This window comes from Paenibacillus sp. IITD108, assembly GCF_036541265.1.
GTDB lineage: Bacteria > Bacillota > Bacilli > Paenibacillales > Paenibacillaceae > Pristimantibacillus.
In genome coordinates this window covers 23,006-44,538 of record NZ_JAZHCT010000024.1, presented here as the reverse complement: position 1 = coordinate 44,538, position 21,533 = coordinate 23,006, and the positions used below count along the sequence as shown (strand labels likewise).

The 21,533-nt window shown below is 39.6% G+C and carries 9 protein-coding genes; 8 read left to right on the top strand and 1 reads right to left on the bottom strand.

Features of this window, described 5'->3' with window-relative positions; genetic code table 11:
- The first annotated feature begins 18 nt into the window (after positions 1-18).
- The 6 genes from V1L65_RS19685 (at position 19) to V1L65_RS19660 (ending at position 16,679) form a co-directional block, all read left to right on the top strand.
- Complete coding sequence (locus tag V1L65_RS19685; RefSeq protein ID WP_331700945.1) at positions 19-6,477, top strand: hypothetical protein; 6,459 nt, start codon at positions 19-21, stop codon at positions 6,475-6,477.
- A 3-nt stretch (positions 6,478-6,480) separates the two neighbouring features.
- Positions 6,481-12,168 carry a dockerin type I domain-containing protein gene (locus tag V1L65_RS19680; protein WP_331700944.1) on the top strand — a complete coding sequence of 1,896 codons (5,688 nt, stop codon included), beginning with the start codon at positions 6,481-6,483 and terminating at the stop codon, positions 12,166-12,168.
- Positions 12,165-13,763, top strand: a complete 1,599-nt coding sequence (locus tag V1L65_RS19675) for an S-layer homology domain-containing protein (protein WP_331700943.1) — start codon at positions 12,165-12,167, stop codon at positions 13,761-13,763. The genes V1L65_RS19680 and V1L65_RS19675 overlap by 4 nt, the downstream gene beginning before the upstream one ends.
- A 720-nt stretch (positions 13,764-14,483) precedes the next feature.
- Positions 14,484-15,197 (top strand): hypothetical protein, encoded by a 714-nt coding sequence (locus V1L65_RS19670; protein ID WP_331700942.1) that lies wholly within the window; start codon positions 14,484-14,486, stop codon positions 15,195-15,197.
- Between the two features lie 331 nt (positions 15,198-15,528).
- The gene (locus V1L65_RS19665) at positions 15,529-16,029 is read left to right on the top strand and encodes a GNAT family N-acetyltransferase (RefSeq protein ID WP_331700941.1); all 501 of its coding nucleotides are present in this window, start codon (positions 15,529-15,531) and stop codon (positions 16,027-16,029) included.
- Positions 16,030-16,118: 89 nt separating this feature from the next.
- Positions 16,119-16,679 (top strand): GNAT family N-acetyltransferase, encoded by a 561-nt coding sequence (locus V1L65_RS19660; RefSeq protein ID WP_331700940.1) that lies wholly within the window; start codon positions 16,119-16,121, stop codon positions 16,677-16,679.
- 528 nt (positions 16,680-17,207) lie between these two features.
- Here V1L65_RS19660 and V1L65_RS19655 read toward each other — a convergent pair.
- A complete protein-coding gene (locus tag V1L65_RS19655; protein ID WP_331700939.1) occupies positions 17,208-19,466 on the bottom strand; it encodes a helix-turn-helix transcriptional regulator in 2,259 nt (752 codons plus the stop codon).
- A gap of 241 nt (positions 19,467-19,707) precedes the next feature.
- Between V1L65_RS19655 and V1L65_RS19650 the strand changes: the two genes are divergently transcribed.
- Entirely contained in the window at positions 19,708-20,616 is a 909-nt protein-coding gene (locus V1L65_RS19650; RefSeq protein WP_331700938.1) for an ABC transporter permease, read from the top strand.
- 12 nt (positions 20,617-20,628) lie between these two features.
- Positions 20,629-21,495, top strand: a complete 867-nt coding sequence (locus V1L65_RS19645) for a carbohydrate ABC transporter permease (RefSeq protein ID WP_331700937.1) — start codon at positions 20,629-20,631, stop codon at positions 21,493-21,495.
- Positions 21,496-21,533 lie beyond the last annotated feature (38 nt).

Genomic DNA, 21,533 nt, shown 5'->3' with positions numbered 1-21,533 from the left:
TATACGAGGAGGTATTTTATGAAGAAGATTTTAAGCTTAGTATTAGCAATAGCTGTGCTGGCATCTGTGTTTCCGGTTTATGTTCATGCATCCACCATCTATAGATATGAGTCTGGTGTGAGCAATGGGTCAGAGCTATATCTCGATGAAAACTCGACAGGTATTGAAAAAATAGAGTGGGACGGGAAAGCTAGCGATAAAAATGGTACTTATCACGTTATGCAATTTGCAGACCCTCCTGTTATTTTCCCACCTACCGTTTCAGATGAAAGTTTTGGCGATGACTGGTATACATTCCAGCCGGCTACAAAAACGCAAAATTTAAAGTTGGAAATTGACCGGGAAAAACTTTACAATGCAATGATTGCTAAGGATAAAGCAGAGGTTTCGATCACTTATATGATTGCGTTTCCTGAAGCTACTACCGATTTGTCTAGCTTTGGTGGGACTTTTCATTATATATGGGCAGCACCTGGAATAAAAGCATGGGAAAGACTATTTATAGGGGTAGCGCCGGACATACGGTCGTACTGGAAAAAATATGTGACTACTACTTTTTATCGTAGTGTATATAACCTTGGCAATCCAAAAATAGATCAAACGACTACCTTTGCTCACAGTGATGACAATCGATATCTAAATCGAAAATTTTCAGATGTTAAGATCACAGTTGAAGTGGATTCCATTCATAAAAAAAATCCGTCAGCAGAAAATAAAGCCGAGCTTATTGAAAATTTACAAGCAACACCTTCGTTATATCTTGGAAATAGTACAGATACAAAGCTTACTACTCTTACCATGACAAAAATGCGAGGAACAGATGGAAAATACAACGGTATACTTCAGTTTACTGGAAAAGTGCCGATGGATATTAGTGGGGTTGACGGCGCGGGTATAAGACTTCAGCTTGATGATGTATCTACATACTTAACGAAGGAAAATGTAGTTCAATATTATGATTTGGAAAATCCATCAGATGGAATAAAAACATCCCAAGGCTTTTATTTTTCTACTCATAAAGTGGATACACAAACACCAACCATAAAAATTACCGATGGAAATGGACTGGATCTAACTGGACAAAATTCCATTCAAAATAACATTAAGAAAGAGCATAAGTTTTATACGGTCGCTAGCGAAACACTTTATCCAGAGGGAAGTGTCGCCCACACCAATGAAAATCAAAATTATTTTAAATACGAGTTATATAAGAAAAACGGCGATGTTTACGAACCGACAACGACTAGAATAACAAACTTTGACGGTACAGGAATTGCAAATACGGTTAAAGCACCTATTAGTACGCAAGTATTACCAGGAGTTAGTATTAACCTAAATCCTATTGATCCTACAGAAGGAGAATTTAAACTTCGTTTGTATGGATGGGACAAAGCTGACAATCCACTAGGCGGAGCTGCCGGATATACAGAAATCGACAATATTAAATTAGATAACCAGGCTCCACGTGTAACGATTGATGAAACTGTACAACCGCAAGATTCACAATCTCGTAAAAGAAATGATTATAGATTTGAAATGAACGATTATCAACAAACTAATAATGGGTGGTCTAAAACTTATTATACTTTTATGAACGGTACTGCATTGCCAGATGATACTCCAATTGATGAAATTAAGCTTGCATCAGAAGAAATATCTTCTATTCAAGGAAAGTGGGCATTTGTAGATTCAAAAGGGGAAAGTACTACTGCAATACTGTCTATTCCAAAAGGTGATAATTTTGATGGAACACTCTACTATTTCACAATGGATTCATTAGGTAACGATTCACGAGACGAGCAAGTATTAAAATATTACACAAGACCAGTACAGATTTTTAATGGTTCTGCTTCGGATACTATTGTTACAACAGAAACCAGTACCCCTAAGCAGCGTTTTGATATCAAATTTGATATTAGTAATTCAAATCTTGAAACGAGTTATAAATGGGTTTCCCATCCTAGCAATGGAATAAGTTTCACGCAAAACTACACGGTTTATGAAGCAGGCCATGATGTTGGTGCAGCCGAAAAAATTAATAGCAGCGGCACTAAAGTTACAATGGATGGAAAATATACACTTGAATATCGCGTTAGAGATAAACGTTCAGGTAACTCATTAGAGTTTTCCAGAGAGTTTACTTATGACAACAAAGCTCCAGTGATTAGCTATGTAGTTGGAAATCAACATCATCTTTTTAAGTCCACGCATCAATTTACAGTGAAAGTGAAAGATGCAAGTGGCCTTGCAAGTGCATATTACTATTTAGCTAGACCAGGAACAGATACAAGAATAGCAAATGCGGAAAACTTTCCTCTGCCACTGAAGTTAAACGGTGAAGGTATATTGGAAGTTGATCAAACTTTGACAATGACAGGAATTCCATCAGGTGCATATAGCATTGTTGTTGTGGCAACAGATCTTCATGGTAGAGAAAGCAAAGAGATTTCTCCCTATTTTGGAATGAGATCGGAAGCTGTAACGATAACGAAGTTACAACATGCTCAAACAAAGACCATTAACGGCATGGGGGCAACAACAGATGGGACATATCATGTTCTTACTTTATTGAATGAACCTCATGTTGCTTGGACTTCTGAGAGTGCAACAAAATATCAGCAGCCGATTTATTATGCATCTATAAATGGAGTGCCAACTGAAAATGGTGTTGCCGTTCAAAACTTCACAGCGAGTAATAATTCGGGTGGTCAGTATGAATTTACCCTAAATACACCTCTTCCACTGAAAGAAGGTGTCAACACCATTGATTTTCAATTTGGACTTCTAAATAATGCTGCCGACCAAAGACCAGAGTTTTTAACAGAAAGTAAATCTATCAAAATTTTATATGATAGCCAAGCACCAACTTTTGAATTGCCTGAATATAGCACAATTCAGCCAACAAACTCATCAGTAACTGTAAGAATAGAAGCAGAAGATGAGGGCACAGGAATTTGTAAATTGACAGTACCTACAGAACATGCAGACAAAATCACTATTTCTCCATATACGAACGGTGCATTTACAGTAACTGTGAGCGAGAATGTGACAACTAATCTAGTGCTTTCAGACGAACTTGGTCATAGTGTTTATGTTCCTATTACAGTTTCGAATATAGATAAAGCAGCTCCGATAGCAATTGCATCAAAAAGTGCAATCGTAAAAAATGGAGCAAGAAAAGATGGTACTGTTACGGTCGATGTCTCAGATAAGAGTGACACAACTGTTTCTTTCGCACTTGTTAAAGATCCTGCTGCAAACCATGTTCTAACCGAAGAAGACTATGAATGGTTTAGTGCAAGTGAATCAGTAACATTACAAAGTAGTCAGACTATTACTAATAGCCAAGGACACAAACAGAAAACGTATACTATTGACTTGAAAGGGCTTAATGGCATTCATGCGATTGGAATCAAAGCTACTGACAATGCAGGTAATATTACTGAAAAAGTATTCTATGACTCCAAGTTGGATTTGGTGGACGCAGAAGCAGCAATTGTAGGTGTTAGCGCCAACCCAGCAATAACAAAAACGACCTCAACGGTTACCGTTTCATTTAATGTCCCAGTAACGGTTATGCCAAATGCACCAATTGAGGGCAATAAGGTGAACGAAATGGCAGGGTCGAATCATCTATATAGAGGGCTGTTAACAACATCTGTTGATTATGTCATGAATTATGATATTGTCATTCAAAATAATAATGAAATTAGTCTATATATTCAGGATGAGGCGGGAAGGGATAGTATTGTAACGTTTACACCTGATGTTGAATTCATTGAGGGATTTGAGATTACAGGGAATGTACAAAGAAATGGAACTGCTGTGCAAAATGGTGGATTTATATCCTATAAGGAAAACGATACGCTTTATTATGTTATTGTTCCCAATCCTAAATACTCTGGGCAATATTTCTTTGTTGAAAATGCAGTGTTATCTGGATTAGAACTAAATACGGAACTAAGTGTGCTTGCTCCTTCATTTGAAGAGGTAGAAGGAAGAACGGCTTATTCCAAGCTTGTATTAGAGGCAGTAAGAGATGGCAAGACTACGAAATCAGCTTACTTCGAGGTTTATACAACTGAAGGTTTTGAAGCGGATCGGATGGAAGAAGCGTATGTCGCAATCTCAGTGGTTGATGAAACTGCACCTGTTGCTAGTGTGGAATTTTCGAATACTGAGCCAACAAATCAAAATGTGAATGCGAGGCTTTCAATATCTGACCCGGAAAGCGGAATATTAATGCTTGAACGTTCCTATGACGGAAAAAAGTTTGATAAAATCGAATCCATTGCATCTCATACTGAAAATTTTAGCCTCAATGCAACGGTATATTTTAGAGTAACTAACAAGGCGGGAATGATCACAACCCTCCCAGTTACAGTTTCAAATATTGATAAAACACCAATTACAGAAGGTGTACACTACACGGTAGATTACAGTTACGAAAATTATTTAGGAAATTGGGTTCCGATCCAAGAAGGAAAAGCTTATAGAAGAGTGATGGCAACTGTTAATTCTATCGGTGGCGGAAAAACATTATCTATGATTAACAATGCTTCCTTTTCAAAGACTCTAACGAAAGATGCTAATTCCTTTACCTTTGAATTTAAAGATCAATCAGGAAACACCCATTCTCAGAAAGTGAGTTATGATGACTTTGACAATACGATAGGTGAGACAACTTATGTATTATCAAACACTTCCAAGACGAATAAAAATATATTCGCAACAATCACTATAACGGATGACTCGGGTGAAATTTCATTCGCAGAGGTCAAGAAGGATGATGTAGTTTATCCATTCAAAGGTGAGCCGCTTGAGAATGAATATGTCGTTGAACTTGATAGCTCGGGAGTTTATTATGTGACAGCATATGATTACGCAGGAAATAAGTGGACTACTTCATTAACAGTTTCAAATATTAATAAAGTAGCACCCATTGCAACTGCAATGACGTACAGCACGCTGCCAACAGAGTTTACGACACAAAGTATCAATGTTGAGTTAACACAGTTCAGTAAAGATATTAAAACCATTAAGGTTACCAATGTTGAACCAGTGGGAAGCTTAACTTATTCCGACATCGTTCATATCCCTGGTAGTAAAGCGGTTCGTTTTAGAAAAAATGGTACTGTAGCAGTGACCTTTGTAGATGAGTACGGTAACGAAGGTAATGAAATTATTAATATTTCAAATATTGTATCTACACCACCACAAGTTAGTGCAACTGCAACATTAGCGAAGGATAAGTTGAGTGTTAATGTAACATTTGACCAAATTCGTGACCGTGATGGCGTTCCGCTAGACATTCTTAGAACGATGCAAGACCTTACCGTTTCTTATCGTGGATATGAATATGCACTTTCAACAGAGGTTAAAAATGAAGATGGTGATGTGGTGTCTTTTGAAGATACTGTTATCAACATTAAAACAAATGGGGAGCACGTATTTCAAGTTAGAGACCAAACAGGATTAACACAAAAAATTCTGTTAACGATCGAAGGAATTGAAGTTGGAGCACCAAAGATTAAAGAAATTCGTTGGTCGTATAAATATCTTGTGAAAAACGAATCTGGTCAGTGGATTGAACACGATTATCAAAACAAGATTAAAGTTGGAGTTGACACTTCAGGAAAAGAAGAAGGTTATGTTGTTGGAATTGATAAAAATCCAATAACCAATCAAGATGTCAACGTTACTGTAATCACGGATAAAGATGCTAAGTTCGTTGGAGGAAACGACGTTTGGGAACTCGATAAATCAATGAACTATAGCAATAATGGACTTTATGTATTTAATCTGCAAGGAAGAACAGGAGAGCATACTTCATACGGTGTTAACATTGGTCTCATTGATAAAACTCCTCCTGAATTAAAACTTAAAAACGGTGAGGAGCTAATCTTCATCGAGGGAATGACAGCTAAAAAAGATGCTTCAACTGCCTATGACAAATCAAAGCTATTTGATTTCGAAGCATGGGATATGGTTGCTAATAAAAAAGTTGATTTAACTAACCGAGTTAGCATTAACTATGGTGTAGGCGGGAGAGTATTTAATCCTGACAACATCTCAGCGAATGAATTTAATCGCTCAAACCCTTACTATATCGACTATACAGTAAGAGATGATGCAGGAAATCAAACTACAGTTCGTCGCACAGTTCGTCTTGTAGGTCTTTATGACACAGTAGCGCTTGTTAACGGAGCAATGCCAGACAGTTCGAATGTTGCAACGGTGAATGGAAACAAAATTGAAATTTCACTGAAAAACTTTGCAGGCATTTCGTATGCACGTTATGAAAAAGGCACCTTAACACAAGGTCAAATGAAAACAAAAGGAACTGTTATGCGGGAGAAAAACGGAGTGTATACAATTGATAATGTCTCAAATGGTTGGTATACCGTTTATATTCAAACGGATAAGCGAGACTATTTCAATATTTCTGTATATGTTTCAAACAAAGGAGGGAAATAAGCAATGACTATCTTTAGTAGATTAAAACGCGGCATAGCTATAACCACTTTTCTAGCGATGTTATTTACTTTTGCAAGTTTCCCAGTAAGTGCAGAAGCTAGCGGTGCGAATTATTCCATTGCTAATGATTTTATGAAATACTCCATTAATTCAAAAACAGGTGGATTTTCTATCGAAACCGTTGATGGTCATCCCCAAAAAGCTTTTGACAACAATATTCCGTTGCTCTATAAAGAAGATGCAGCAAGAAGCAATGGAACATCATTTACTACCGTACGTATTGACGGAAAAGATTATATTTTCGGTCAGGAATATGGATGGTTTGGAATAGATACTAAACTTCATGAGCCTGTCCTTTCTGATCAAAACAGACTAATGACGATCGCATGGGACATCAAGGGGTATACAATAACACAAAAAGTATCCATTTCAACGGATCCTAGCAACTCGTTAGTTGGAAATATTGGTATTTCATATGACGTGGTAAATAATAATTCCAAAGTGGGAACGGTAGGTATTCGTCTTCTTCTAGATAATGCCCTTGGTTCAGAAATTGATGCACCTCATGTTCTCGTTAACCGATCACAACCGACAATCGTGGAAACAGAATATAGTGGTGAGAACTTGCCGCAACAAATTAGATATTTAGATTCTCTTTCAGCTTCAGACAAAATGGGCTACGCCCTTTTGTCTGGCTGGAGTGGAAATAATGACGTAAGTGTTGATAAAGTCATTGTGGGGCACTGGGTTAATCTTGCAAATACAAGATATGATTATACACCGAATCCTAACGTTGACTTTACTAACTATTCGAATCCATATTTAACACCTGATACTGCAACAGCTTTTTATTGGAACGAAAAACCAATTGAACCAGGTAAAGTGCGAGTTTCTGAGATGCTTTATGGTATTGGTAACTTTTCAGATCAAACACAAGACAAAGATTTATCCATCGGTATCCAGACAGATAAAGTTCAATTGAACAAAGACAAAGATGGCTATCTAAACGATGGCAAATTTAAAGCAACTGTAACCATTGACAATAGTATTACTGGAGCTAAAGAGCTTATAGAACCAGTTGTTGTCCTTACTCTTGATGAGGGACTTACTTTTGCAGCAACGAATACAAGAGAATATACGGTTCAGATTTCAGGCGGGTTAAATGTGGGTACTGTATTTGATATTCCAAATATAGAAATTATTGCATCAAAGCAGTCTATGATTACCGCGAAGCGATTGATAGTATCGTTAAACGCAACAGAAATGAACGATGCAAACAAGCCCAAACTGGTTGAATATAGTGCGAATAAAAATATCTTACTTCCAGCAATTGAAGGAGAAATTCCTGATATCTCTTTAAAGCATATTTTTCCTGCAGCAGTTTATCATGAAGGAGAGAAAAATATCACCATTTCTGGAGATATGAAAGTTTTGGAAAAAGCCATTATAGGCATTGATGGATGGGATCTTTTTCTTGTCGCTAATGCAACTGGTGAGACGACGTTAATTGATAAAAGAAAAATTAGTTTTGTTGAAGAAGGTCAAGCGCTTTCGTTTTCAACTGATAGAAAGTTAGCAATTGGAAAATATAAAATTGAAATTAGATTTACAAATCAACAATTAATTGAAGCGTTTAAAGCTAAGATTATTTCGACATCGGAACTAGATGTAACAAATGACCCGAAAGATAAAAGTGCGAGTTATGGTATTGTTTCGTTAGTTAGAATTACAGACTCTTCTAATCATAGGCAGTTATACGATTATGTAAATTTTGAAAACGAAGATGTAATGAAGAAATTTATCTCTGGTGAAGTTAAAAGAAATGGTATCATTCATAAAGACATAACATATAAAGAAGGCGAAACAGAAGTACTATTGACAGTTCGTGGAAAAGTTAGATTAATGGGTTCTGGTAAAAGCAGTTATTACTCTGCTAGTAAAGCCGATGGTGATATTTCTATTAACAACATTTTGTCTTATGACAGCAACACTCCACTTACGATGACAGTTAAGGATATTGGAGCAAAATTAGAAGGCGATGGTACAGTAAAAGTAATAAACTCTATTAATATTTGGCATCATAAGTGGTTTTTTGAAGCCAAAAATGGAGTGAAATACAGCTTGGACCGGGAGGCTGTTTCCGAAAATGAGGCTAAAGCATTAGAACTGAAATTTGGAGATGCTGGTTCTATGCTGCAAAATATTGCTGGATTTTTAATCAATATTAAGTACGGTGTCATGACTCAAGATGAAGATGACTTCGGAATTAGCTTCGGCGGAAAGATTTCAATGCCTTTAAAAGCTGCAGATGAGAAAAAGAATGAATCGCATTATGACTACAAGGGTTCATTAACTGCAGAAATTAGTGATATCCAATATGGTATTAAAAACGAGAAACGTGGTTTTATTGGTATTAATACTACACTAGCTGTAGCACTGCCAGAAGATATTCTAGGTCCATTAGTAGGAAATAAATATGGTGCTATGGCAGAAGTAACGATAGACACGATTGGCGGCATCTATAAATTGGAGTATGGACTTTCTCTCTTAACAATGGAAGTGGAAGGTACGTTGGCATTTAAAGAGGTTCCAATGAACAATCTTCCAGATATCATGATTGACGAACTTACATTCTTTATAGCGAGTAAAACAAAGAAAGTTCCAATTGTTGCACCTTATGTATTTATGACGGGGCTAGGTGGAGGGGTTTCAAACCTAGCAGATACCATTTCTGGAACACCGGATGGCAAACTTCCACCTATTACACTTCATCTTCAAACAAGGTTATTAATTAATCTAGTTATTGTAGGTGACTTCAAGCTAAAAGCAAACCTATCTGGTCTTAGTCTTGAAGGTACTGCTAGATTGGAAAAAGACGATGAAGGAAGACTCTTCAATCTTAAAGCGGGAATGGATATTCAATGGATATCGCCATTTCAGTTAACTGGCTACGGTAATGTTAGCATTCATGCTGGGGCGGTTCGTGGTGGAATAACCATTAAAATTACAGAAGATTATTTTTATGGTTATGTTTATGCAGCAGTTTATATTCCAACTTCAGTTCCATTTATAGGCGGGAAGAGACTTGGTGGAATTGAGGCAGCAGTTTCATCTGACTTTATTGGTGCGAATTTTAGAGTCATTGGAATTAGAGTTGGCTTTATCTATTATTGGGATGGCGATTTTAGCTTTGGTGGTCCTGTCGATCTTTCATCTAGAGGAGGAGCTGTACACTATGTTCATTCGGAAGCGCTAGATGCGAATGGAAATCTTGTACCAACCACTGCGTTATATGGAACGAATATGCGAAGGCTCACTACAAAGGCAGTAGCTAAAACTCGAGCAGGAAAAGGAATTACAAAAGAAGTTAACCCAGCATCGAAAGATTCACTTCTCTTTGAAATCCCGCTTCGTGGCCATGTTAAACCTTCTGCATCTGAAATCATTATCACTAATCCTGCTGGGAAGCAACTGATAATGATGGAAGACGATAATAACGGAAATGGAAACTATCTTGTTCAATCTTTAGATGGTACAAATTATTTGTATATTACAATCACTGATCCCAATCTAATTGTTGCTGGTGAATGGTCAGTTTCTGTGACAACAAAAGATGTTTATATCGACAATTTTGAAGTAAACAGTGTTGAAGATTTGCCAGAGATGACAGGCATTAGTGCAACGCATAGCAAAAATACGAGCCGTGATATTAACCTTTCTTGGACAATTGACGGGCAAAGTGATTATTCAGGGGCAGTTAATGTTTATGTCACAAAAGACCCATCCATTATGCAAACCATAGAATCAGATAACACTCAAGATACTTCATCCTTAATTAGTATTGGTAATTTTGAGCTAGATAAAATTAAATCAGGCTCTCATGTATTTACACTGCCTGAGTCATTCCCTGAAGGGAATTATTATGTTGTTGCTATGCTTGTTAACCATCTAGGTGGAATGAGTAAGCAAATCACTTCAGCTCCATTCACATTTAAAAATCCATTGCTACCACAAAAACCAGAGTTAGTAGCTGCGGCCTACAATGGTGATGGCTATGTGAAGGTTGATATAACTGGAAGTGACAAAACGGCAACCCATTATTTTGTGGCAATAGAAGATGAGAACGGAGTTGAGGTTGATAGTTCCTTTGGTCAGTTTCCTGTAAATAGTGAAATTATTCTAAAACCGTTAGACCAAGCGAACAATCCTCTATTACAAGCAGGCAAGACTTATTCTATTAAAGCCAAAGCTGTTAGAATAGTCGAATCTGCACTTAATCATACGGAATATTATAGTTCTACCGAAGTTGCATCATCGGAAAGCTTTGTTATGCCTTCTATCAACAAACCTAAGCTTTTAAGTGTTGAAACAAATATCGACAAATCCAAAGAACATTATTATTTAAGGACTGATAAATTAGAGGTAAAGTACACTTTCGATACACCCGTTAAAATGACTTTGAATCTTAATAAAGAGGATAAGAACAAGCCTGAGGAATTTAAGGCGGAATGGTCATTTGAAGAAACACTTGAAGACGGCGCGCATTTGATTGACTTTACTGCAGTTAGTGAAAATCGTGACACCATTCAAGGTAGCCTGTCATCAGGGGCAATTGGTGTTACTGTCGATACAAGCGCACCTATATTACTTCTAGGTGAAGAAGTTCAACCAAGTCTAGATAAGGATCAAGTTGAAAATACAGTTAGCAATCAAGTTGTTTTTGTTAGTGCGAACGGGGGCTATAGCTTCTATGGCCTAACAGAAGCATCTGCATCATTGACTTTAGATGGTAGTTCAGAAGGTATTGTGGTGAATCCAGACGGAACATTCCAGGTTAACCGTAGGACTTCAAGTCAAGAACCAAACCAAACCTTACTGCTTAAAGCAGTTGATGAGGCTGGAAACGAAACGATTGTTCCCATTTATCTTGTGAATCGTGAATTGTCAGAGTTTGAGAGCATTAAATTAATATCTGACCTTGAAAACTCCGACCATCAACCTGATGCTATCGAGCTTGGAATAGGCGGAAAAACAAAGCTTTCTGTTAAGGCTCTTCGTAAAGTTGGCGAAACCGACTTAAAGGAAGAAGATATTGTATGGCATGTTCTATATAATCAGAACATTATCAAGCTCTCACAGGATGGTACCATTGAAGCTTTGGCTCCAGGTGAAACGGCAATCAAAGTTAGTTATAGACTTGCTGCTTTTGAAGGTGAAAATGGGAAAATAGTCTATAAAGAACTGTCAGACGTTATTAACATTAGTGTGAAAGATCTGGGATATCGTTATGAAGTTCGACAATCACAAGGATTCTCGTTGTTCACCATATACACGGAGATAAATATGGGTAAAGCAACAGTTGTGATTGGAGACAACCAACAAACACTCCTGTATGACAAACTTAAAAAAGCTTATATTGGTTCTTCAAGAGAACTTGTCACGGGTGAGCAATTAGTAGCCAAGCTTGTTTTTGAACCAACAGTGAAATCTCCTAATCTTCTTCGTGGAGACACCAATGGTAGTGGGGCTGTGGATCGAGCAGACGTTCTAGCGACAATAGATGCTCTATTAAATAATGTCTTCAACGGCTACAGTTCTTCTGAAAACTGGATGAGATCTGATTTAAATGGCGATGGCATTGTTGATATTGTAGACGCGCAACTCGCACTAATGGAGGCACTGAGAAGATGAGGAAACAATTGAAAATGATGTTGTGTATGCTGCTTCTAGTGGCTGTCTTACCATCCTATGCCTACGGCGCAAACGATGCTGCTGACCTTAGTTATCGTGTAGATATGAAAGTAACGGATCGCTCCGGTAACTCTAAATCGTCATTTGAAGTCGGAGAAGAAATTTTTGTTAAACTAAGTTTTGCCTATACTGGTGCTGGTAAAGCACCGGTATATGGCTTTCAAGGAAAGCTGCAGTTTGATTCTTATGTCTTGAAAAACACTAGTCTCAATATGGAAAAGGACATTTCAATGAAATATTCCGATGGTGTAATCAACTATGTCTATCTTGACATGACCGCGGGCGGAAAAGCTGATTCCATGCTGCAAAATATTGGAACTGCCGTATTTCAAGCTAGAAACAACGGAACCTTCAATTTTTCTTTAAGCAACTTCCTTATAACCAATAAAGATGCTACACTGCGGTATATTGAACCGTTTGAAGATGTGCAAATCATTGTTGGCAATGGAATAAAGGAAGCTTCTAAGTCTTCACTCTATGAAGACATTGAGGCTGCAAAAGCTTATCTAGCTTCAGTTACTATTGCGGATAATCCAAAAATGATATATTACCCTGATTTTTGGTATTCAACAACATCAGCTCAAAATCTTCGAAATGTTATTTCTAAAGTTGAGGCTGTTTTTGAGAATGAACACGCTCTAGATTCGGAAATTTCAGAAGCAATAGAGAAGCTGAGCATTGCCTTTTCCAATTTTGAGAATTCAAAAATAGTCGGTCCGAAACGTTGGGTTGTCACGGATATTGACTCCAAAAATAAGCTTAACTATTCTGTTAAAGCTTCTGTGCAAGGCGGAAATGGTAAAATTGCTGACGGGTTTGAAAATCAAACGATTCGTGCAACAACCTCTGCAACGATCAGAATGATTCCCGATGAAGGGTTTGAAACCGAATATATCATTATCAATGGTGAAAAATTTATAGGCCGTGACATTTATACCATTCCAGAGATTAGTCGTGACACAACTGTTGTGGTTACATTTGTGAGAAAACCTCCGTTTGCAGATATAGCACATGACGATTGGTTCTATTTTTCTGTAAGATACGCTTATAACGAAGGGCTATTCACGGGAACTTCTGAAACTAAATTTTCACCTTCTGGGAAAATGAGCCGTGCCATGCTTGCCACTGTATTATATCGTATGGAAAATCAACCAAATGTTAAGTTTTCAGATGTGTTCTCTGACGTTCAAAGCGGTCATTGGTATTCAGATCCTATTATTTGGGCCAACCAAAACCAAATTGTAAACGGATATGGTAAAGGTATATTTGCTCCCAATGCTTCAATCACTCGTGAGCAAATTGCTGTTATGCTCTATAGATACGCAAAGGGTAAAGGATTTGACCTTCGTAGCGACATTTCAAGCCTTAGCTTCAAAGATGCAAATAAAATTTCGGCCTTTGCCAAAGAGTCAGTTATTTGGGCTGTGTCAAAGGGGATTATGAAGGGCAACTCTGATTTGTCTCTGAATCCTTCTGGTCTTGCAACCAGAGCAGAGGTTGCCACTATGCTCCAAAGGTTTATCGAGTTGGAATAATCTGTGAATAATACCACAAGTAGGGTAAGTGTTCGTAAAATATTTGGGTTTACTTTGCACGGCTCTGGTTGGGGGAAGTTTTTATTCGTTGGAAAAATGGGATCATAGCGTCGGGCATTACTTGACGCTCTTGACCCATTTTTTTTCATTCCGCTAACTTTGCAATCGACTTAATTAAATGAATTCCTCAACGCAAATCTGTGCTTTTCCATTCTCGTCAAATGATGTGCCGACTCCTAGAAGGCTTAAACTATCCAATACCTCAAAATTGCCCCCGTATAGTCCGGTGTGCTCGGACGTCTCTTTACTTACGCGACGTTAGGTCTAATTGAATCCAAGTAAGCATAATTGATCAAAGCGTCTATTCTTTTCAAGAGACAGGGGGCCAGATATATGCTGTTTGCCAGCAATGCGTTGCAAGCACTAACTTAAAGTTTTCTTTAGGTTTCACAAGTAGGCTAATCCACCATGATAAAATAGAATCACTATGGTATTTAGTATCACTTTTTCGTCAGGTGCTACGAATGCAACAGCATCACTTTAAGGATCTCTACTGTGAAGCAGCCGATATAGTGGATACTACGAGAATGTCGATTAATTGTGGGAAAATTTTACCGTTAATTAAGTTGGCAGATTGAAAATAAAATGGGAGGACAAGGCATTCGCTTCTTTGGCTCATTTTTTGCTAATAACAAGATCACGAATAGTGGAGGTAAAAATATGAAAACAAGTAAGCGACAATTGAAACCGAAAGGATTTATTTGGATCTGGATGCTGATCGTCAGTATGGTTCCTCTGTTGTTGCTTGTGCAGCAGGCGACGGTTCATGCGGTTGGTTTTATGGAATGGCAAACCGTAGATAGTGCGGGTTTTCCGGGAGGTTGGGCTTATGAGTCATCGATAGCGCTAGACAGCAGCGGTACCCCTTATGTTGTCTATGCAGATGCTGGGAACGACAATAAAGTGACCGTAATAATATATAATGGAGGAAGTTGGGATCCTATAGGCGGTGCGGGTTTCTCGGCAGGTTCGGCTCATGCTCCATCGATAGCGCTAGACAGCAGCGGCACCCCTTATGTTGTCTATGCAGATGCTGGGAACGACAATAAAGCGACCGTGATGAAATACAACGGAAGCAGTTGGGTAACTGTGGGCAGTGCTGGCTTTTCGGCAGGTTCGGCTGAATATACATCGATAGTGCTAGTCAGCAACGGCACCCCTTATGTTGTCTATACAGATGCTGGGAACGACAATAAAGCGACCGTGATGAAATATAACGGAAGCAGTTGGGTAACTGTGGGCTGTGCGGATTTTTCAGCAGATTGGACTGAATATATATCGATAGTGATAGACAGCAGCGGCACCCCTTATATTGTTTATAGAGATGGCGAGAACGCCTATAAAGCGACCGTGATAAATACAACGGAGCACTGACGACAGACATTACAGATCCCGTCTGCAATGGGGGGGCGTTCGCCTAGCAGATATGCTGAACTGTATCACTGCCATACTCATCGGCTACATATCTGTAAATAAGCGACGTGAAGCAAGAAGCGTAAGTTCTAAGGGAATCATTTCCTAGAACTTACGCTTTTTTTGCATAGAGGAGCTGCTGAAGAGACAGCCTCTTCTTACTCTCTATTTTGTCTGAAGCAGCGATGTGCTCATTCATTTCTCGCGGTTACTATTGCCATCCTGTGTATTACATGTATAATGAGTAAATAATTTTCTGAAATTTCTGATAGGAATAAAGGGGGAAAGTTCAATGAAAATTAGAATGAAGCCACTAAGTTTAACCGATGGACGGGATGTTTTCGAAATGCTGCAAGAGATCGGGCTAGGGGAGAATGGTTTTAAAACAAACTTCGCCGAGCAGGATTTTGAGCAATTTAAGGACAGCTTGCCGAGGTTAGTCGAAATATCAAGTGGCATTAATCTTGCAGAGGGTAATGTCCCTCAAACGATTTATTGGATGTACGTGAACGATCAGCCGGTTGCCTACGGGAAGCTAAGACATAGATTAACAGATCAGTTAATGAAATATGGCGGACATGTTGGATATATCATTAGACCGAGTGAACGCGGGAAAGGTTATGGGAAGCTTTTTCTTAGTGAGTTAACGAAAGAAGCTAGGAAACTAGGTTTGGACAAAATACTGCTCACCTGCGACGAGGAAAATTTGCGCTCTCGAAAAGTAATTGAAAGAAACAATGGGGTAATAGACACGATCCATGATGGCATATGCCGATATTGGATACAGCTTTAAGCGGTGGACACCGCGTATTGGTATATAGTAAGTTGGTGGAAACTGGCTTAAGCAAAGCGAAAATAACTAAAGCAAAGCAGGTGCTACAAATGAAACTGGAGTCCATATTTTCTGACCTACCTACTCTTGAAACAGACAGAACTATCCTTCGCAAAATTCGCTTGGAAGACGCCCAGGATATGTTTGCTTATTGTTCCGATGATGATGTGGCGAAATATACGACATGGTATAAACACCTTTCGATCGAAGATACGAAATCATTTATTAATCATCTGCTGGGGAGATATGAGCTTGCAAAGGTTTCCCCTTGGGGCATACAAGATAAATTAACTGGCAGGCTTATTGGGACATGCGGCTTTGTACAATGGAACTCGGAACATGCAAGCGCTGAACTTGGATATGCATTATCGAAAACATATTGGAATCAAGGCTATATGACGGAGATTGTTAAAAAAATAATAGACTTCGGATTTACTGCGACTGGCTTGATAAGGATTGAGGCGAGATGCCTTGTAGACAATATCGGTTCGGCTATGGTGATGGAAAAATCGGGCATGCGGTTGGAAGGTGTATTTAGAAAGGTAGTATACACAAAAGGAATCCATCAGGATTTGAAGGTTTATTCTATTATAAAGCCCGAGTTGCTATAAACATGAATAAGTAGCTAAAATGCCAATGAAATCTCACGAGAATACTCTCGATACATAGTAGGCATGCAACAGCCCCTTTACTATTGCATGCTGCCATGTCCTCACATGCATCGATAGTCTCTCTAGCTGGTCAGTCGTTCCGTTATTACGCCCAAAGTGGCAGTTTTGAGGTAATAAGGTGACAGACGTTCCGCTATTGGTCAATAAATCGCAGAAAAAGTATCAATTAGGGCCGAATAGCGGAACGTGTGACCGCGAAAATAAAAAAATGGCGATTTTAAGGCAAATAACGGAACGTGTGACCAACAAATGCTGAAAATTTTAGTGGCACCAGCAGCCTATAAGCTAGACTCGATTGAGGCAGTAGTACGCACCGGCCAGACTCAATCGCATCAGCAGCACTCAACCATACCCAACTCAGACTCAATCGCATCAGCAGCTTTCCGCCTCAGACTAGAACGCAGCATAACCTTCTCTAGGCTGATTTTGCTAGGACGGCTTCACCAGGCTGACATTCAGCATACGGGTTCAAGAAAGCTGCCGCTTCCTGTACTCACCCGGCGTAACGCCCGCATATCGCTTGAACATGCGGATAAAGGAATTGACGCTCTGGTAGCCTAGCCGCGCCGAAATGTCATTGATTTTTAGATCGACTTCAGACAGCATTTCCTTGGCTTTAGAAATACGTACACGATTTAAGTATTCGCTGAAGCTTTCGCCTGTCTTCTCTTTAAAATAAGTAGACAAATAGCTACGCGAAATATTGAGCTTATCTGCAACCAAATCAAGCGAAATATCCTGCTCCAAATGCTCGTTCACATATTGCTGTACAAAGCTGGTGACCGGGTCTTTTTCCTCGATTTTCTCCTTCAGTAAATGCACGGTGTCCATGGCCATCCTCTCGAACAAAGCAGCGAATTGCTCTGTCGTAAAGCAGGCTTGCAGCTGCTCCCGCCATCCGACCTCAAGCGAGCTTCTATCTTTGGAAAGTCTGCGCGCATCAAGCGAATGCTTACTAACCTTCATAACTAGCTCTCCAAGCTCTGCATAAGCAGAATGAGGAGCGGCGTTTTGCTTCAGCTGCTCCAGTTGTTTATCGGTCCACTCCAATATAGCGCGGCTGTCGCCGGAGCTTATTCTCGTTGCAAGCTCATCCTCTTGCTTTGCACTTATAGCAAGTGAATAGGCAGCCCTTTTCTCAACAATAATTTGTGTATCATCGCCTGGTAGACGCTGTTTTAACATAGCTAAGGCTAACTCGTAAGCGTCAGTAAATTCAGAGGATTGCTTGAATACAGGTGTGACTGCAATGGTAAACAAAGCGAGGTCTTTATCCTGATCCAGCACCTCCTTCAAGCTCTGCAGCACATCCGGCTGTGCGTGCAGCCCGGTTTCACCAAATTCGATCACTAATATTTGATCTTGGTCAATTTGAAAGATAACACTGTCGCTTGATAGCTGAGAGAAATGATAGTTAATATATTCACGTATAAAATAAGTCGTACGCTCCGAGTCCAGCTCAGCCGCTTCAGAGGAATGAGGCAGAAAATGAACGTGGACGAGCATGAGCGAAAATGGTTTGTTCTCGTATGCGGTATCCTTCAGATCGTGAAACTGGGTATGAATTCGCTTAAATTTATTCGTATAGGCGTAGTAGCGCAGCAACGAATTTTTCTTCGATAAATCATCATTCAGATCGGTGTTAGAGTCTATAAGCTGCTTCAGCTTTTCCTGAATCACTACAAATTCACGAATGCCGCTGTCGGCCTGCGGCTCTTGATTATAATGCTGAATGGACTCCATTAACCGCTTGACGGGATGATGGAGGCGAACGCTGAACCAAAGGGATACGATAGTGCCGATAACGATCGTGGCGCCTAGAAGTGTAAGCAGCACGATATTCAGCTTGAGCAGCTGAGCAGAAATATTCGTAATCGGAACCTTGGTCAAATAAGTAAAACCGGTCTCTATTCCTTTTATATAGAAATAATAATAGCCATTCGAGGTAAAATTGCCGCCCTTGCCTGTCAAAGCGTGAAGCGGGATCGTTTCATCTGCTGCAGATGTACTGAACAGAGGTGAGCCTGTTTCATCCAGTATAAAAAACGGATGGTCCTCAGTATAATGCAGCGTACGGAACAAAGACCTGGCATCCAGCAGCACGATGAAATACATATCGTTGTATAGATTGCTTTTGACGATAATAGGCAGCAAATAGCCAAGTGATTTGGCCGTATGCATATAGATCTCTTTGAATTCAGCAGCAGGATACGTATGGAAAAAATCGCCTGAATCGAATAAGTCCTCCCAAAAGCTCAGCGGGTACTGGGGGCTTACCAAAAACTTGTCGAACATATCCTTGCTGCGGCTTGACCCTTCTTTCTCGAGTACATAGGCACCTTCCTTGAAATGAACCATCACATTCATATAATGAAGAAACGGATTCAACTGCAGCGCTTTCAATTCCTTCTGCACGCTTACCATACGGTCATAGCCGACCCCTTCGGGCAATTTCCGCAGGAAATTCAAATTCATCATCAGCTCTTCCTTCTGATAAATTCCAAGCATTAAATTTTTCGTCAAGTCGATATGGCGCTCATAGCCCTCCATCGTATGCTGCATATTCAAGTCATTGTATTTAATAATTTCTTTATGAATTTTATTTTTCAAATAAAAGAATGACAAAAAATTGAATGCAACCAAAAGCACAATTACCGCCAGAAAGCTGAGCATTAAACGAACGAATAATGAATGATTTCGCAGTGGATTACGAAATAAGCTGCGCATGACTTCCCCTCTTTCTATATCGCTTATGCACGCCTCGCTTTATGCCCTGCTTAGTACGCGATCTGTCTTTCTTCATTATAAGGAATCGATACCGTTATCCCAATACTCATTTGGTTTTATTCATGCACATTACGTTAGGTATGGTATGAAAAGGCGATTGATCGAAAACATTGCGCATTTTCTGCGCCGTTTTGCTTTGTTATGATGCAGGCAACGACAAGCAAAGAGACGGAGGATCGGTATGGAAGGAAGCTTGCTGAAGAAAGTGAACAAGACGAAATATTTGTGGCTGATGTTTTTGCCCTGCTTGCTGTATTTCATTATTTTTCGTTATGCGCCTATGTTTGGGCTGGTCATTACCTTCAAAAACTACAATTTGTTTAAAGGCGTGTTCGCGAGTGAATGGGTGAGCTTCAAATATTACATCACATTTATTCAAAATCCTGATTTCTTTATTTTGATGAAAAATACGTTTTTGCTGGGGCTGTATAAGCTGGTGTTTGGTTTTCCGGCCCCGATTATTTTAGCCATTTTGCTAAACGAGATGAGGCTTCAAGTATTTAAAAGATTTGTGCAGACGGTCAGCTATTTGCCGCATTTCATATCAAACGTTATTGTGGCGAGCATGGTCATTATGTTTTTGTCGCCGAGCGGCGGCATGATTAATCAAATGATTCAGAAGCTTGGCTTCGAGCCGATCAACTTTATGATGGAGCCGGGCATGTTCCGGGGCATCTACGTCTTGTCTGAAATATGGCAGCATCTGGGCTGGGAAACGATTATTTACTTGGCGGCGTTAACCGCGATCGCCCCCGATCTTTATGAAGCAGCCAGTATAGACGGCGCCAATCGCTGGCGCAAAATATGGCATGTTACTTTGCCGGGCATCGCTCCAGCTATCGTTATTATTTTTATTCTTAACGTCGGCAAGGTGCTGGAAATCGGCTTTGAAAAAGTATTTCTCATGTACAATCCGGCCATTTATTCTACAGCGGATATTATAAGCACCTATGTTTATCGAACCGGATTAATAGGCGGCAATTTCAGCTATGCTGCAGCGATTGATCTGTTTATGGGCATTATCAGTTTATTTTTTATCGTTATGGCCAATACAATCAGCCGAAGAATAAGCGAGAACAGCTTGTGGTAAGGAGGAAGGTTTATGCGAACTAGAATTGGACTATTTCCAATTATTAATGCGATTGTCATGCTTTTTATTGTAATCGTTACGCTATACCCGTTTGTGTATATGGCAGCTGTATCGCTGAGCAAGGATATTTATGTGTTGAAAAATGAAGTCACACTATGGCCAAAGGGCTTCAATCTTAAAATGTACGAATTGGTTTTCAGTAATAACCAAGTATGGATTGCTTACAAAAATACGATTATCTATGTTGTGCTCGGAACGGCAATCGCTCTCATTATAACCGCGCTCGGCTCATACGCCTTATCGCGCAAGGATATGATGTTCAGCCGCACCTTTACGCTGCTTATTATATTTACGATGTTTTTCAGCGGCGGCATGATACCGACCTTTCTCGTCGTTCGCGAGCTTGGGCTTGTCGATACGATTTGGGGGATGGTGCTGCCCGGTGCCGTAAGCACATGGAATCTCATTATAATGCGCACCTTCTTCAGCGGCATCCCGCAGGAGCTGGAGGAATCGGGCCGTATGGATGGCCTTACAGATCTAGGTGTTTTCTTTCGCATTGTTGCGCCGCTGTCCAAGCCGGTGTTTGCAACAATCGGATTATTTTATGCGGTAGGGCTTTGGAATAACTTTTACTTTCCGCTGCTTTATTTGCGCAATCCCGATTTGTTTCCGCTGCAGGTTTATTTACGCAATTTGATTCTTGCTGGCAGTGTGTCATCGGGCCAAGTAACTTCGATAGGAGGTGATAATCTCGTCGTTGAGGACTCGCTGAAATTCGCTACAATAATGGTTTCAACGCTTCCAATACTGCTCGTATATCCGTTTATTCAGAAGTATTTCGTAAAAGGGGTCATGATTGGGGCCATTAAAGGGTAGGCAGGAAGGCTTAAGGCTATGACTTAAAAAAGGAAAGC